Annotated in this window: 14 protein-coding genes; 5 read left to right on the forward strand and 9 right to left on the reverse strand. The window is 65.7% G+C overall.

The window, feature by feature from the left end; all coding sequences use genetic code 11:
- Nucleotides 1-102 precede the first annotated feature (102 nt).
- The 6 genes from epsI to ACTJKY_RS07010 are packed head-to-tail and all read right to left on the reverse strand — an operon-like array spanning nucleotide 103 to nucleotide 5,893.
- Complete coding sequence (epsI, locus tag ACTJKY_RS06985; protein WP_440845008.1) at nucleotides 103-813, reverse strand: exosortase-associated protein EpsI, V-type; 711 nt, start codon at nucleotides 811-813, stop codon at nucleotides 103-105.
- Entirely contained in the window at nucleotides 797-1,681 is an 885-nt protein-coding gene (xrtV, locus tag ACTJKY_RS06990) for an exosortase V (RefSeq protein WP_440845009.1), read from the reverse strand. Before xrtV ends, epsI begins: the two co-directional genes overlap by 17 nt.
- 10 nt (nucleotides 1,682-1,691) lie before the next feature.
- Nucleotides 1,692-2,402 carry a CpsD/CapB family tyrosine-protein kinase gene (locus tag ACTJKY_RS06995; RefSeq protein ID WP_440845010.1) on the reverse strand — a complete coding sequence of 237 codons (711 nt, stop codon included), beginning with the start codon at nucleotides 2,400-2,402 and terminating at the stop codon, nucleotides 1,692-1,694.
- A complete protein-coding gene (locus ACTJKY_RS07000; protein WP_440845011.1) occupies nucleotides 2,402-3,742 on the reverse strand; it encodes a Wzz/FepE/Etk N-terminal domain-containing protein in 1,341 nt (446 codons plus the stop codon). The genes ACTJKY_RS06995 and ACTJKY_RS07000 overlap by 1 nt, the downstream gene beginning before the upstream one ends.
- A gap of 34 nt (nucleotides 3,743-3,776) precedes the next feature.
- Complete coding sequence (locus ACTJKY_RS07005; RefSeq protein WP_440845012.1) at nucleotides 3,777-4,658, reverse strand: SLBB domain-containing protein; 882 nt, start codon at nucleotides 4,656-4,658, stop codon at nucleotides 3,777-3,779.
- A gap of 35 nt (nucleotides 4,659-4,693) precedes the next feature.
- The gene (locus ACTJKY_RS07010) at nucleotides 4,694-5,893 is read right to left on the reverse strand and encodes an outer membrane beta-barrel protein (protein ID WP_440845013.1); all 1,200 of its coding nucleotides are present in this window, start codon (nucleotides 5,891-5,893) and stop codon (nucleotides 4,694-4,696) included.
- 364 nt (nucleotides 5,894-6,257) lie between these two features.
- On the opposite strand from ACTJKY_RS07010, the gene ACTJKY_RS07015 reads away from it, so the two are divergent.
- Together ACTJKY_RS07015 and ACTJKY_RS07020 are read left to right on the forward strand one after the other, a co-directional pair.
- Complete coding sequence (locus ACTJKY_RS07015; RefSeq protein ID WP_093294116.1) at nucleotides 6,258-6,509, forward strand: XrtV sorting system accessory protein; 252 nt, start codon at nucleotides 6,258-6,260, stop codon at nucleotides 6,507-6,509.
- 94 nt (nucleotides 6,510-6,603) lie between these two features.
- On the forward strand, nucleotides 6,604-7,995 hold the full coding sequence (locus ACTJKY_RS07020; RefSeq protein WP_440845014.1) for an AAA family ATPase: 1,392 nt from the start codon (nucleotides 6,604-6,606) through the stop codon (nucleotides 7,993-7,995).
- Between the two features lie 43 nt (nucleotides 7,996-8,038).
- Here ACTJKY_RS07020 and ACTJKY_RS07025 read toward each other — a convergent pair whose 3' ends face one another.
- Complete coding sequence (locus ACTJKY_RS07025) at nucleotides 8,039-8,905, reverse strand: glycosyltransferase family 2 protein (RefSeq protein ID WP_440845015.1); 867 nt, start codon at nucleotides 8,903-8,905, stop codon at nucleotides 8,039-8,041.
- A complete protein-coding gene (gene welK, locus ACTJKY_RS07030; RefSeq protein ID WP_440845016.1) occupies nucleotides 8,902-9,951 on the reverse strand; it encodes a beta-1,4-glucuronosyltransferase WelK in 1,050 nt (349 codons plus the stop codon). The genes ACTJKY_RS07025 and welK overlap by 4 nt, the downstream gene beginning before the upstream one ends.
- A 137-nt stretch (nucleotides 9,952-10,088) precedes the next feature.
- Here welK and ACTJKY_RS07035 point away from each other — a divergent pair, with 137 nt between their 5' ends.
- Complete coding sequence (locus ACTJKY_RS07035; RefSeq protein WP_440845017.1) at nucleotides 10,089-10,973, forward strand: EpsD family peptidyl-prolyl cis-trans isomerase; 885 nt, start codon at nucleotides 10,089-10,091, stop codon at nucleotides 10,971-10,973.
- 67 nt (nucleotides 10,974-11,040) lie between these two features.
- Here ACTJKY_RS07035 and ACTJKY_RS07040 read toward each other — a convergent pair whose 3' ends face one another.
- On the reverse strand, nucleotides 11,041-11,994 hold the full coding sequence (locus ACTJKY_RS07040) for a glycosyltransferase family 2 protein (protein ID WP_440845019.1): 954 nt from the start codon (nucleotides 11,992-11,994) through the stop codon (nucleotides 11,041-11,043).
- A 225-nt stretch (nucleotides 11,995-12,219) separates the two neighbouring features.
- On the opposite strand from ACTJKY_RS07040, the gene ACTJKY_RS07045 reads away from it, so the two are divergent.
- On the forward strand, nucleotides 12,220-14,238 hold the full coding sequence (locus tag ACTJKY_RS07045) for a LamG-like jellyroll fold domain-containing protein (RefSeq protein ID WP_440845020.1): 2,019 nt from the start codon (nucleotides 12,220-12,222) through the stop codon (nucleotides 14,236-14,238).
- A gap of 78 nt (nucleotides 14,239-14,316) precedes the next feature.
- Nucleotides 14,317-15,597, forward strand: a complete 1,281-nt coding sequence (locus ACTJKY_RS07050) for an oligosaccharide flippase family protein (RefSeq protein ID WP_440845021.1) — start codon at nucleotides 14,317-14,319, stop codon at nucleotides 15,595-15,597.
- Nucleotides 15,598-15,611 lie beyond the last annotated feature (14 nt).

A 15,611-nucleotide genomic window follows, 5' to 3' on the forward strand; every position in this document is an offset into this window, starting at 1 on the left:
GCGATTGCCGTGCCGCGTCCCTTTTTCAGGCAGCGACATGCCCGATTCGCGGAAGCCTTTCGGTGCGCGGAAAGGGGCGGCGCCGCTGCCGCCCCGATGCGATCAGGCGCCTGCCTGGTGGTGCGGTTCGATTGCCGCGGTCATCTGGGTGCCGAGCAGCGGGCGGAGCACCCGCGGGTCGAGCACCTTGACCAGTTCGCGCGCGAAATCGAGGTTCGCGGCCAGCCCTTCGGCCGCATCGCTGTTGACCGTCGAGATGCGTACCAGCACGCCGTCGACGATCCAGCCGGCCATCTGGCTCTTCAGCCGCGCCATCAGCTGCTCGTTGCCCGACTGGGGCAGATATTCGCCCACCCGCGCCCAGTAGAGGATCTGCTCGGTGCGGTTATAGTTGGTCGCGGTGAGCGCGCGGCCCGGGATCGCCACCTTGACGGCGATCGGGATCATCTCCGCATGGCTCTCCAGCACGGTGAAGCCGAAGAACGGATAGCAGACCTCGGGCCGGTGGAGCTGGAGCAAATCGGTCTGGGCATTGCCATAGGCGATCAGCAGCATCACCGTGGTGCCGTCCGGCCGCGAAAAGGCGCGGCTGACCACCTGGTTGTACAGCTTGTCTTCCAGGCTGCCCTCGCGCGGCGGGGCGATCAGGGCGCCGGTATCCTCGGCCTTCCACTGGCCGAACGCCTTCGGCATCAGCGTGTCGAGCTTGGTCGCACCGAGCAGGTCCATGCGCCGGCGCGGCTTGAGGCCGAGCGAGGCGCCGGCCGCGGCGAAGCAGCCGCCGCCGATCAGCAGATCACGCCGGTTGAACATGGGACCTCCGACGCAGGAACAGCTGGGTCTGCTCGACCGCCCAGTCGATCGCGAAGATGCCGAGCAGCGCCACCACGAACATCACCATGCCGGTAGAGACGTGGAGGAAGCTCTGCGCCGCCTCGTCGCCCATATGGTAGGTGATCAGCACCAGAATTACGATGCGCAGGATGTTGGTGAGCACCGCCACCGGGATCACCAGCGCGGCGATGAACAGCGCATAGCGCCAGGACGGCTTGTTCTTGATGTAGATGTACAGCAGCGTCACCACGACCAGGCTGGAGAGCGAGCGCAGGCCCGAACAGGCATCCTCGACCAGCAGCTGGTAGGGGCCGACGAACAGCGTCACGCCCTGGCGCAGGATCGGATAATCGAGCCACGACAGGAAGCTGGTCGCGGCATAGGAGACGAACTCCTTGAGCGGCGCGGTGACGCGGTCGACCGCCCAGCCCGGCGGCGGCACCAGGAAGAACAGCCACAGCACCGGGAACCAGGCGGCACGCAGCGCGCGGCCGCCGAAATAGAGATAGCCCGAACTGATCACCGCGCCGACCAGCCCGAAGGTCTCGATGCTGATGAAGTCGAAGATCCGGCCGAGCGCGTAGATCGCCAGCGACGCGAGCAGCGCCAGTCCGCCGATCGCCAGATTGCCCGGCGCGCGCAGTGCCTCGATCGAGCTGCGCTGGCGCACAAGCATCCAGGCGCCGGTGGCGAGCACGATCGGGCCGTGCACGCCGCCTTCGGCGCTCCACACCTGGCGGCCCAGGGTGATGAAGGTCGGGATAGCCAGCGCCAGCAGGCCGGCGATGGCAAACCAATAGCCGCCGCCCGTCCTGCCTTGCTGCCGCTCGAGAGCGGTCGCGGTCATATGGTCCAAATCAGTATCCGTTCAGCACGCAACCGACGACGTTGGTACGGTCTGCGCGCAGGGTACGGGTCAGCGTGTTTACGTCGCGTATATAGCTGTTGTCCTTGCGGGCGACGATCATCGCATAGCCGGCGACGTTGGCAACGCGCTGCGCATCGGCGCAGGTGTTGGCCGCGGTCGTGTCGAAGATGGTGATGTCGAACTCGCGGAGCAGCTGCGTCGTCACGTCGCGGAACTGTTCGGAGGAGAGCAGTTCCTGCGGGCTGTGCTCGACATGGCCGGCCGGGATGACCGAAAGCTGGTCCAGGCCCGTCGGGTGAATGATCGAGGCCAGCTCGACCTCGCCCGAGGCGAGATAGTCGGCCAGACCCGGCTTGGCCGGATCGATCCCGAAGGCAGCGCCCACGGCAGGTGCGCGGAGATTGGCGTCGACCAGCGCGGTCTTGATGCCGATCTGGGCGAGCGCCGTCGCCAGGTTGATCGCGACGAAGCTGCAGCCGGCGCCTTCGGAGGCGGCGCAGAGTGCCAGCGCGCGGCGCCCCTCGCGCAGGTGCTGCGCGATGATGCGGGTGCGCAGCGCGCGGATCGCTTCGGCCTCGATCCCCGTGGGGTCGGACAGGACGAGTTGATATTCGAGCGCAGCGGTGGTGTCCGGCGTCGTCGGAACGGCGCTCGGGCGATCGCCTTCGGGCAGCGGTTCGGGCGTGGTCATCGCGTCCATCAGTTTACTGCAGCTCCGTGCGATTCGGCGGTTTCGCCGAGAGTTTCATGGGCGCGGCGCAGGCGGGCAGCGAGCGCGGCGCGGCTCTGCACCACCCCCAGCACCGGTGCGTCGACCGCGGTCTCGAGATCCTCGGGGCTGCGCACGCGGCGGCCGAGCAGTTCGACGAGCAGCGCGATCAGCAGGCCGAGGCCCAGACCGAAGGCGGCAGCACCGCCGATGATCATCGGTACCTTGGGGTAATAGGGGCTGTCCGGTGCGCTCGCTTCGCTCAGCGTCGACATGCCGGTGTCGTTGCTGCTCGCTTCGAGGCGAAGGTCGGCGACACGCTGCGCGGCCTTCATATACTGGTCCTGCTTCAGCGTGACGTCGCGCTGCAGCTGGTTCAGCTGGTCCACGTCCTGGCGGTTGCCGAGCACGCGGGCGCGCTGGGCGTTGGCCGCGCTCTGGAGCTGGCTCGCCGCCGAGCCCGCGCCGCCGCCGGCCTGGGCGCGTTCCTGCGCCGCCGCCTTGGCATAGACCGCACGCTGGCGCTGCAGCGCCTGGAAGGCCGGGTGGTTCGGGCCGAGATTGGTCGCGGCCTGCTGGATCTGCTGGTCGATCTGGGCGAGCTGAAGCTGCGCCGGGCCCATGCCGCCGCCCACGACGGGCGCCACCGGTACCGCCGACTGGCCGCTCAGCTGGGTGAGCTTCTGGGTGTCGATGTCGGTGCCGGTATCGGTGAGGACGATGCCCGACTTCTTGACGAAGGCGGTACGCGCCTCGACCGCGGCGAGCAGCGCCTGGCGGGCCGATTCGGCCTGCTGGGCATACCAGTCGGCGGACTTGGCCGCGGCGGACCGCTTGTTCGACAGCGACTGAGCGAGGAAGGCGGTGCGGATCATGTTGGCGATCCGCTCGGCGCGATCCGGCGAGGTGTCGGAATAGGTGATCTCGAGGATGTTGCTCCCCTCGATCACGCTCGCATTGGTGTTCTGGATGATCTGCTTGGCGAGCCAGCGACGGATGTCGCCGCTCGACGCGGCGGTCGAGGCGTTGAACGCGGCGATGTTCGCCGGATCATTGGCCCAGCCGAGCTCGTCGACGACGCGACCGGCGGTGCCGTAATCCTCGATCAGCTCGGTCTGCGTCTGCACATAGGCGCGCATGAACTGCGAGTTCATCACCTGCCCAGTGACCGGATCCGGCTTGAACGTGTCCATCACCAGCCTGGTGGTGGCCTTGTACCGCTCGGGCAGGAACTGCACCACGAGGGTGGCGGTGGTGACGCAGACGAGGAACGCCGGGAGGATGATCCACCGACGCGCCCAGAGAATGCGGAAGAACTGGATGATATTCACTGATGCGCCTCGTCCGCTGCCAACATTGCGTGGATCAGAACAACCGCTCGCCGATGACGATCGTGTCGCCCGGCTTGATCGGATCGTCCAGCTTCAACTTGATCTCCTGGCCATCGCGCGTGACCTTGATCCGCTTGATCGAGCCGGCCGGTCCAAGACCGCCGCCCTGCGCGACCGCGCGGCGCAGAGTCATGTCCGCCCGAATCGGATATACGCCAGGCGCGTTCACTTGACCATAAATGTAGAAACGCTCCACTTCGGGCACGAAAACCTTGTCGCCTGCGGCGACGGTGGGGTCGTCGTTCGGTCCGCCCTGGGCGAGCTTCTTGTAGTCGAGCTTCAGGTTGGTGCCGTCGGCGCGGGTCAGCATCACGAAATCGGCGGCGTCGGGCTTGAGGCCGCCGGCGCGCGCGATGATTTCCGAGACGTGGTAGCCGCGATCGACCGGCTGCAACCCGGCGCTGCCCACCTGGCCCAGCACCGTCACAAAGTTGCTGACGAAGGTGACGATGTCGACGCTGACGATCGGCTTGGCATAATAGCCGCCGGCCTTCAGCAGATCCTGCACCTTCTTGACCAGGGTGATCGCGGTTTCGCCCTTGGCCTGCACCGCGCCCAGATAGGGCAGGGTGATCGTGCCGTCGGACTGGACGCGAGCGCGGGTCTTGAAGTCGCTCTGGCCGAGCACGTCGACTTCGAGCACGTCGTCGACGCCGATGACGTAGCCGACGGGCGCCGATCCCGAGGCGATCGGCGCGGCCGGGGTGGCGGCCTGCTCCGGCGCGGCCGGCGCCTGCTGCTGCGGTTGTGCAGCGGCAGGACGCGGACGCGCCGGTGTGGCGGGACGGGGCGTGGCAATCTGCGCCGCAGCAGGCACCGCGAGTGCGGCCATGCCGGCAAGCGCCGAGACAAACATAAACCTACCCTTATCGTACATGTATACGGCCCTTGTCAGAGCGCCAGCGAGGCCGTGAGATTGACCCGCTTGGCGTGGTATTTGAAAAGCCGGAGATTCGACGTCCGTTCGTCATAGCCCGCGCCCAGCACGAAGCGCAGGCGTCGAGTCGCGTCGTAGGACGCATTGGCACCCAGAGACAACATGTTGTCGTTGCCCGAAATTGGGGCACCCGCGAAGCGATTCGACGAGTTGTAGTCGCGCCACGTCCTGTTCGCGAGGAGTGAAATCTTGGTGCGCGGCGTGAGGTCGTGCGTGATCGTCGCCGACAAATTGGTCATGATCTCGTAGCTGACGAAGTACAGCACCGAAGGCTGCGCGACGCGCGACCCGGCGAGCTGCACCGTGAACAGATCGGCATTGTAGATCGCCGACAGATCGAAGCCGATCCCCGAGAAGCTGTCCGTCCCCGGCAGCTTCGGATCGACCTTGGTGTAGTTCACCGATCCGGTGAAGTTCAGCCGGGTCGAGACGTTGCGTTCGAGCTGGACGCCCGCCGCATAGGTCTGGATGCCGTCGCGGCCGGCACCGGCCACGGTCGGCCGGTGGACGTAGATGCTGTCCGAATAGCGGCCGAACAGCGAGATCGTACCCAGCGAGGGCGATTGCAGCCCGAGCTGACCGGTGAAGGTATTGGTATCCGCATCGGCGTATTTGCGGCTCGACTGGCTGTTGCGCACCTCGGTCCGCGAATAGCCCAGCGTCGGGCGCAGCCCGTACGGCCCGCCGCAACCGATATCGGCGCTGTAGCGGCGCGATTCCTCGGTATTGTTGTAGCTGTCGGGCCCGTCGAGCACGTAGATGCTCGAAAGATCGCTGAGTCGGCGCTGATAGCCGACCTCGCCATGCGCCAGGCACGAAGAGATGCGCTGGTCGGCGCCGCCGGTGAGCGAGATGTTCTCGCGGTTCAGCCGGGTGTATTTCTTGTAGAAACGATAACCGATCGAGCCGGCGAGATAGGTGGTGCCGGTCGCCCGCGGCAGCACGATGTTGACGTCCAGCGAGGGCGCCGCGAGCACGTCGTCCGTGCCGCCGCTGCTGCCGCTGATCCGCGGATCGCTTACCACCACATTGTCGTTATATTCGATCATCGTGCTGGCCCGCACGTCGATCTGCCGGCCGGTATTGGCCGGGCGCGGCGTGAACGCGGTGCGCTGTGCCAATGCGGGATGCGACCATGCTGCGGTCGCGAACAAGGCGGCAAGGCCGCAAGATAGCGTGAAGCCGCCAGTAAGGCGCGCTTTTTCAGCCTTTTTAATGTCGTGTTCTCGCACGATTGTCCCCCCGGGTGCTCGCTTCATTATCAATGGCCTCCAGTACAAGCAACCGGATCAACGCCTTGGCAAAGGCGCCGGAACCTGCCCTGGCCCTGTCCCCCGACCGTAATTCCTTGCGAAAAAACGTCGAGCCAAGCGCAAACTCCCATTTCGAGGCGGTGGTTGCTTAACGGCCTATTATCACATTCGTGAGCATCTAGCGAGTTGCTGCGCGCACTGCTAGTGCAGGTGCGAACGCCGCGGGGAAGTCCTTCGATTCCTGCGGTGAATGGAAAGGAAATGCATGCAGACGCCGTATGATTGGGTCACCATTGCGATATTCGCCGGCCTGATCGTTATCTTCCTGCAACGTTCCCAGGCCGATTCGGTTGTCCGCGACACCATGATCAGCTATTTACCGCCGGCGATAGGCTGTGCTGTCGCGAACTATCTGGGGAACGAGAACTATCATGTGTTCGCGATTCTCACGATTGTTCTGGTGCTTGCGTATATCGCGTTCGTGATCAAGCCGTACGAGTTCATCAAGCGTCGCTGAAAAAACGTGCACTGATTCGCGAAGAGGATGCCCTGAGGCGCGAGCCCAGGTCCGCCCCGGCTTGCCGGCGGCATATTTTTAAAGAGGTGGTCGAGTGGCTTTAGGTTCCGCGCTGAAGTTCTTGTGGCCCTTCGGGCGCCGCGAATTGCCTGAGGACGATGGCTATCTCCCGGTCGCCGCGACGGTGGTGCCGCATCGGGACGCGCACGGCGCGAGCCGGCTTCGTCCCGATTTCCCGACCTTCCGCGCCTCGGCGCTGGATCGTCCGCTGGATCGCCGCCGCGAGGAGCGGCGCGAGATCACCCGCGCCCGCTTCGCCCTGGCGACGTATTTCACGCCGACCCAGCCGGTTGCCGATCGCTCCAGCTTCGCCGGCCGCCTGGGCGTGCTCGCCCGGCTCATCTCGGCTATCGAGAGCCAGCGCAGCCACGTCGTGCTCTATGGCGAGCGCGGCATCGGCAAGACCTCGCTGCTGCACGTGCTCGCCGATGTCGCGCGCGAATCCAGCTACATCGTCAGCTATGCGACCTGCGGATCGAACGCGAACTTCTCCGATCTCTTCCGCGCGGTGCTGCAGGACGTGCCGCTGCTGTTCCACCGCGAAGTCGCGCCCAACGCCGGCGAGGCGGAGAGCGGCGGGAGCCTCTCGGACCGGCTGCCGGCCGGGCAGTTCGGCGCCGGCGAGCTCGCCGATCTGTGCGCCGACATCACCGGTACGCGCGTGCTGATCATCCTCGACGAATATGATCGCGTGGAGGACACCGCCTTCCGCCAGCAGGTCGCCGAGCTGATCAAGAACCTCTCGGATCGTGCCGCGCGCGTCCAGCTGGTGATTGCAGGTGTCGCGTCCAACCTCCAGGAATTGATCGGCTATGTGCCGTCGATCCGCCGCAACGTGATCGGCCTGCCGATGCCGCGGCTGGAGGAGAGCGAGGTGCAGGAGATGATCGGGCTGGGCGAAACCGCGTCCGGCGTGCGATTTGATCCGAACCTGACCAGAATCATCCATCTGCTCGCGCTGGGCTCGCCCTATTTCGCGCGCCTGCTGTGCCACCACGCGGCGGCCGAGGCGCTCGATCAGGGGCGCCTGACCGTCGACCAGGGCCATCTGCGCCGCGCGCTCGATGCCGCGATCGTCGAGATGGAAGGGCGGATGGCGCCGCGTACCGTGCTGGAAATGCGCAAGTTCGTCGGCGGTCGCTATGATCCGCTGCTCGCCGCGCTGGGCGAAGCATCGCGCTCGATCGACGGCTGGTTCGGCGGTCGCGCCGTGGTGGAACTGCTGCCGGGCGCCCCGGTCACCGCGCAGCAGGTGGAGCAGGAACTGGCCGGGCTCACCGTCCAGCTGGGCCTCGAGACCGAGGTGCAGGACGGCGAGCGTCGCTTCCGCTTCAGCGACGACACGCTGCCGATCTATCTGTGGCTGATGGTCGGCCGCCAGCGGCTCGACAGCGGCACGCTCGAGGACGTGCTCGCGACGGTATAAGGTGTGGGCGAGGGGGCGTCGCGCTCCCTCGCCGCCGCCTGTTTCAGATCGGCAGGCCGATCGCCTGCAACAGCCCTGCGCCACCGCGCCAGAAGCGGAGCGCGATCAACGTTCCCAGTGCCTTGGCCCGTGCGCCTTCGGTCTCCGGCGTGCGCAGGATCCGGGCATAGTCGGAGGGGATGAACGCCGGCTGCATCGCCGAGCGCGCCACCCAGCGCAGCCGGCCGCGCGGCTGCTCCAGGCTGAGCAGGAACAACTCGCGCTGGATGCGGCGGGTCTTCTTGAGCATCGCGTTCCAGTCGGGGCGCGGCGGATGGCCGACCGAGGCATCGCCGCAATAGTCGATCTTCATGCCCATCCGGATCGCGCGGTTGCACCACTCGATGTCTTCGGAAACGCCCGTGCGGAAGCCGCCGATCCGCTCGAAATCGGCGCGCATCACGAACAGGTTCGCCGTCACGGTGAACTGCGATTTGCGGACATAGCTTTCATTGTCGAACGCCAGCGCCAGCTCCACCGCGGCGCTGCCGGTGAGCTTGCCCTCGGGCGGCAGCACGAACATATGGCCGCCGAGGAAGGTGCCGGGCTGCACCATCGCCGCGCCGGCCGCCAGCCAGCCCGGCTGGGCGACGCAATCGCTGTCGATGAAGGCGAGGATTTCGCCGCGCGCCTGCGCCGCGGCGCCGTTGCGCGCCGGGCCTGCACCCTTTTCGGTGACCGTCACCACCCGCGCCCGGCCCGCGACCACCGCCTCGACAGCCTCGATGCCGCAGGGCGAGGCATTGTCGCCGACGATAATCTCATAGGCATCGCGGTCGATCGTCTGCCGGTCGATCGAATCGAGGCAGAGCGCCAGCCCGTGGAGATCGTTGTAATGGGGCAGGACGACGCTGATCCGGGGCGTGCTCATTTCTTCTTCGCTCCCCAGCCTGCGAACAGTTCGCGCAGCCGGTTGGCCAGCGCGGTCTGGTCGGTGGTCGCCAGCTTGGGCTCGGCCGCCTTGGCGGCGGCGATTGCCTCGCCGAGCTTGGTCTCGTCGCGGACGGTCTGGAGCAGGCCCCGATCGGCGAAGGTTTGCGAGATCTCCTCCTGGTGATCGTCATAATGCTCGCCCAGGTCGAAGCGGCGCGGAAAGGCGACGACGCGGCAACCGGCGCGCAGCGCGGTGACCAACGAGCCGCTGCCGCCATGGCAGATCACCATATCCGCGTCGCGCAGCAGCAGTTGCAGGTCGTCGAAGGGGATGCTGCGGCGGATCTCCACATCGGGAATGCCGGGGTCGGCGAGATCCTGGTCGCCATATTGCAGCACCAGCTTGCCCGGCAGCCCGCCGGCGCGCTTGAGGTCTAGCACCGCCTGCACCAGCCGCGGGAAGGGCAGGGTGGCGCCCACCGTGGCGAAGGTGAGTGCCTGCTTGGGCGGGCGCGGCGTGTCCAGCATCCGGAACGGATCGAACAGCTCGGCATCGGGCCAGATCTGCTTGAGCGCGGGCGACTGGACGAAGCTGATCGTCGCAACCGGCTTGGCCATCTTGCCGAAGGCGGAAGGGTGGTGGAAGCGTGCAAAGCTCTCAATGTGGACGAACTTGGCGCCCGACAGCTTGGCGATCAGCGCAGTGAAGAACACCGCGCCGGCGCCGGTGGAGATCACCACGTCGGGCTTCTGCCGGCGGACGATGGCCAGGCTCTGGCGGAAATTGCGCCATGCGCCGGCGGCCATGTGTAGCGGATGGCCCAGCCGCGCCTGGCCGAGCGCATAATGCTCGACCAATTCGACCGGATGTTTTTCGCCCAGGCTGCGGCCCAGCGCGGTATCTTCGGTCACGAAGAAGTAATCATGCTCCTTCCACACCGATTCCAAATCGAGGATCTGGCGAAGATGTCCGCCTCCCGAGGCGGCGAGGCACATCTTGAGCGGCCTGCCCGCATTTCGTTCCGTCGCGGTCGCGTCTGCCATGTCGTCCCCTTCGTACCATCTGTCTCCCGGCGGGAGCCATGCTGCACTGCCAACACTATTGCGGATGCCCGCCCGCCCGAATAGGTTCAAGTAGAAGTTTGTGCCGTGCGCAATTCCGCGCCGGCGGGGAGGTTTTCATGAAGAAATGGTTCCTGGTGACGGCGGCGGCTGCGGCCGCGCTGGCCGTATCCGGATGCGGCAGCAAGGACGGCAAGCTCGACAAGGGGCAGGTCGTCGCCAGCGTCGACGGTGACGAGATCACCATCTTCGAGCTTAACGCCGAAGTGCAGGCGTCGCAGGTACCGCCGGGGACCGATCGCAAGGTGGCGGAGCAGCTTGCGCTGCAGCGCATCATCGAACGCAAGATCCTGTCGAAGGTCGCGCGCGAGCAGAAGCTGGACAAGACCCCGGCCTTCCTGATCCAGGAGCGTCGCGCCGACGAGCTGATCCTGACGACGATGCTGCGCGACAAGATCGCCGGCGGCATCGCCCAGCCGACCGAGGCCGAGATCACCCAGTACCAGGCGGCGCATCCCGAACGGTTCGCGCAGCGCAAGATCTACAGCATCGATCAGATCGTCTTCCCGGCCCCCAACTCGGCGGACAAGTACAAGCAGTTCGCGCCGCTCAAGACGCTCGACCAGCTCGCCGCCAAGCTGACCGCCGACGGCACCCAGTTCCGTCGCGCGCCGACCCAGCTCGACACCGCCGCGCTGCCGCCGGAGATCGCCGGCAAGATCGCGGCGCTGCCCGCGGCGGAGATGTTCATCCTGCCGACCCAGCAGGGGCTGACCGCCAACGTGATCACCGCGACGACGGTACAGCCGCTGCCCGCCGATCAGGCGCACGAGCTGGCGCTGAACGCGCTGCGCAACGAGCGCTTCAGCAAGGCGGCGGATGCCCAGCTCAACGATCGGCTGAAAAAGGCCCGTGCGACGGTGAAGTATCAGCCGGGCTACCAGGCGCCGGCGCAGGCACCGGGCAGCGCGCCTCCGCCCGCAGCCAGCCCCGCGGCGCAGTAAGAAACGAGAAAAGGGGTGGGGCCTCGCGGCGCCACCCCTTTTCACATGACGTTCACAGGGCCGCCGCTCAGCTGCGGCCTTCGTTCCCGGTGCGATAGCCGTACCACCAGCGCTGCCGCTCGCGCACGATCGGCGTCCAGGCACGGCTAACGGTCGAGAAGCGTTCGCGCTTACCGGGTATTACCCCCGCCAGCAACTTGCCGAGCACGGCATATTTGAGCGCGGCCAGCCAGATTCCCCAGCCTGCGACGATCGCGCCAGTGCCGCTGTAATGCTTGCGGGCATAATGCATTCGCCCGATCGTCATGAACATGATCCGCCCGGCGGACAGCGAATGGCCGCTGCCGGCGTCGTGCATCACCTTCACCTCGGGATCGACCAGCACGGTATAGCCCTTGTCGCGGATGCGTTTGAACAGGTCGACTTCCTCCGAATATAGGAAGAAGCTCTCGTCGAAGCCGCCGATCTCCCGCCAAACGTCGGCGCGCACCATCATGAAGCCGCCGTTGAGCACGTCGACCGGGCCGTGGGCCGTCGCGTCCGCGGGCAGGCCGCCGCGGCGCAGGCGGCCGGCAGAGACTACGGAGAGCACGAAATCGCCCGGCGTCGGCAACGCCAGGAAATTCGCGGCGTCCAGATTGCCGGCGGGGTCATAGGAGCGGCCGCCCCAGGCTGCGGCCTCGGGGGTCGCCCTGGCGAAGGCGACCAGCCGGTCGATCGCGCCGGGCTGTGGCACCGCGTCCGGGTTGACCAGCAGCAGCAGCGGCGCGCGGGCGTGTGCAGCGCAGCGGTTGTTGCCGGCGCCGAAGCCGATATTGCCTTCGGAGGGGACAATCCGCACCTGGGGCAGCTCGGCGCGCACCAGCGCCTCGGTATCGCCGCCGCCATTGTCGATCATCAGGATCTCGTGCGGCGTCGTCGACGCCGCGGCGTCGATACCGGCCACGCACTGCCGGATGAACCCGGTCGAGTGGTAGGCGACCACCAAGACGGAGACGTGCGGCGTTGCTTCGGTGCTCATGCGGGTAGCTGTATCGACAAAGCGTTGCAGCGTCGAGACGCCTTGGCCGCCAACACCTCGTCCTCGCTCGGAGGCGGTTCGGCCAGAACAACGGCGAAACGATAGTCGTTAAGTATTTTTACACCACGCAATTACACCACTTATTTCATGACCTTCGGGCATTTCTTCAAGGGAGGGAATCAGGCGTCGATTTGGGGTCGACGAGTAACGTAAGGGTAGCACAACATGCCGGTTGTCAATAATCAGGCCGCGCTCGATGCGGCGATCAAGAACGCCAAGAGCGGCGACGTCATCCTGCTCGCACCGGGAACCTACACCTCGGTCACGATGACCAACGTCAATCCGGCGGCGAACATCACCATCCAGTCGCTGGACACGAACAACAAGGCAGTAGTTGGCTCGGTTTGGCTCACCAACTCGAAAAACATTACCCTGAAGGACTTCGATGTGGTCCGCCCGACGCGGCCAACCGACGAGTTCGCGACCGCGAACCGCGTGTTGTCGTCGAGCAACATCACCATCGACGGGGTGCATTTCAGCGGCGGCACGGGTGATCCCAGCAATGCCCTGGGCTATGGCCTCGCCATTCGCGGCGGCACCAACAACAAGCTGATCAATTCCACGATCGACCATTTCGTCATCGGTCTCGACGTGCGCGGCGTCGACACGATGCTCGTGCGCGGCAACGACTTTCTCGACAACCGGCGCGATCACAGCAACTATTCGGAGATGACCAACGTGGTCATCGACGACAATCGCTATGAGGGCCTGTACCCGGTCGGCGGCGAGCATCCCGACGCCATCCAGTTCATGACCACGGGCCGCGCCTATGGCAGCAGCAACGTCACGATCACGAACAATGTCGTCCTGCAGGGGAATGGCCTGGGCACCCAGGGCTTCTATCTCCAGGACGAAGTCGGCACGATGCCGTTCAAGAACGTCACCATCAATAACAACCTGATCTATCTGAGCGGGATGTATCATGGTATCAACGTGACGCACGGCGATAACATCAAAATCACGAACAACACCGTCACCTCGGTCACCGACGAGAAGTCGGAATGGATCCGTGTGCAGGATGTCACCGGCAACATCGCCAACAATGTTACCGACCAGATTGTCATGGAAGGCACCAACAGCGTCACGACCAGCCAGAACATCGAGCTGATCAAGAACCCGGCGGTCGTGCGGCAGATCGCAGATATAAACAAGGGCGCCAAGGCGACGATTGCCGGCCTGATGTACAACAATCCGGGGTACAGCGTCGGCTATCACACGGGCAAGAATCTGGCGGGGACCGCCAGCCAGTTCACCAGCGAAGTCGCAGGGCAACTCGCCGCGCCGAAGCCTGCGGCGGTGCCGCGGCTGCTGCTGGATCTCAACTTCGGTGCCAATGGGCTGGTCGACAGTTCGGAGTGGAGCACCGACGAGACGGTGGCGCCGCTCACGGCCGGCAAGATCAACAACGGCATGCTGAGCGTCAAGACCGGCGCGGGCCTGGAATTGTCGCGTGGCACCTCGCGGCAGCTCTACGACCTTTCGGCCTTCACTCTGAACTTCGACATGAAGCGGGACGGCTCGACCGCGCCGGCTGGCCAGATCATGGGCATCTACAAAAGCTGGAACATCGCCCTGCGTGCCGATGGCGAGCTGGTGTTCACGATGACCAACGACGCGGGCGTCACCTCCACCATGACGACCAGCGGCGCCAAGATCACCGACACCGCGGTGCACAAGATCGCGCTGAGCTACCAGAGCGGCGGCACCTCGACGCTGTATGTAGACGGCAAGGCGGTCGGGACCGCCAAGATGTCCGGCAGCACGCGGCAGCAGGACTATTACGGCCTCTATTTCGGTGCCCCGTTCAGCGCGGCGTTCAGCGGCGCCGTCGGGGATGTAGAGGTGCGCGAGACGGCGTTCAGCCAGGCGCAGATCCTGGCGCTCAACGCAGGCAGCACGGTGACCAAGCCGGCAACCGCGGCGGATACGCTGAAGGTGATGGTGGCGAAGGGCGTGGCGGACACCGCGGCAACCCTGGCGGGCAGCACCGCCTGGGGCGGCGCCATGGCCTCGCCCGCGACGCTCAGCCTCGCCGGCGTTTTCGGCACGACCGGCACCTCGGCGTCGCCGCTGGCAACGGCGCTTGCTACCGCAAGTGCGAACGGATCGTTGTACCAGAGCACCTCGCCGTTCTCGATGCTGACCACGCCGCGCCTGGCCTCGCTCGACTTGTACCACAGCTAAACCGAGCCGTCCCTCATGGCTTGCCCCGTGCGGTCGCTTGTCTTAAGCGCGGGGTAGGTTCTTGGGGGACGCTCCGCTTTGAAGTTAGAAAACTTTCATCTGCGCGGCGTGCGCGGCCAAATGGTGGTGGGCTTCGGGGTCAAGGGCCTCGGCGCCGCCACCAGTTTTCTATTCACCTGGTTGCTGGCTCGTATCGCAGGTGCAGCAGGCGTCGGCACCTTCGGTACTTCGCTTACCACGGTGCAGCTGTGCGTGACCCTGTCGCTGCTGGGTCTGGATGCGATCCTGGTGCGATCGGTATCGGTCCATCTCGCGCACGACGATACCGGGCGCGCGCGTGCTGCGGCGCGGCATGCGCTGCAGATGGGCACGTCCGCCGGGATTGCGCTGACGACGATCATCGTCCTGTTCCACTGGCAGATCGCCGTCGATCTGATCGGCAGCCCGGCCATCGCGAAGAGCCTGATGGTGCTGTCGCTGATCATCCCGATCATGGTCTATTGCCGGCTGCTGTCCACCGTGCTGCGCGGGGTGAAGTGGATCGGGCTGTCGCAGTTCATCGACGGGCCGCTGACGACCTCGTTCGGCAGCCTGGTGCTTGCCGTGGTGCTGGTGATGCGGGTGCCGGTGAGCGCGGTGTTCCCCTCGCAGCTCTATCTGGTCGGCTGGCTGCTCACCGCGGCGCTGGCGACGTTCCTCTATGCCCGCGCGGTGCGATCGTGGCAGCCGCACACCACGCTCGACGAATCGCTGCTCAAGCCGGGCTTCCTGATCCTCGTCGCCAATCTCAACAACGTGTTCACCGATTGGTTCGCCACGATCATGCTCGCGGCCACCCACGGCCCTGCCGAGGCCGGGCTGTTCCGGGTGGGCTACCAGATCGCAGCCACGCTGAAGCTTTTTTCCGCGACCTCCGAGACGATCCTTCAGCCCGTGTTCGCCGTCGCCTATCGGCAGGGTGACCTGCGGCGGATCGGCCGCATCCTGCGGCTGACCATCCTGGGCCTGGTGCTGCTGGCGTCCCCGCTCGCGCTCGCGGTGCTGATTGCGCCGCAGTTGATCATGCGGATTTTCGGGGCGCAGTTCACCGCCGGCGCCACCGCGATGCAGATCATGGTGCTGGGACAGGTGTTCAGCCTGGTCTTCGCCGCCAGCGGCAGCGTGCTGATGATGGCCAGTCGCGAGCGTCTTACCGTCATTCTGACGACCATTTCGGCGGTAATCGGTACCGTTCTCTCGTTGATTTTCATTCCGCCTTATGGTGCGCTGGGGGCAGCGATCGCCATCCTGGGCCCGTTGCTGTTCTTGCGGCTGGCGTCCATGATAGCGGTCCGGCGCCTCGGCGTTCCGATTTTCTGAGGAGGCTTGGTTGG

It is taken from the genome of Sphingomonas sp. 22176 (assembly GCF_052045505.1).
GTDB lineage: Bacteria > Pseudomonadota > Alphaproteobacteria > Sphingomonadales > Sphingomonadaceae > Sphingomonas.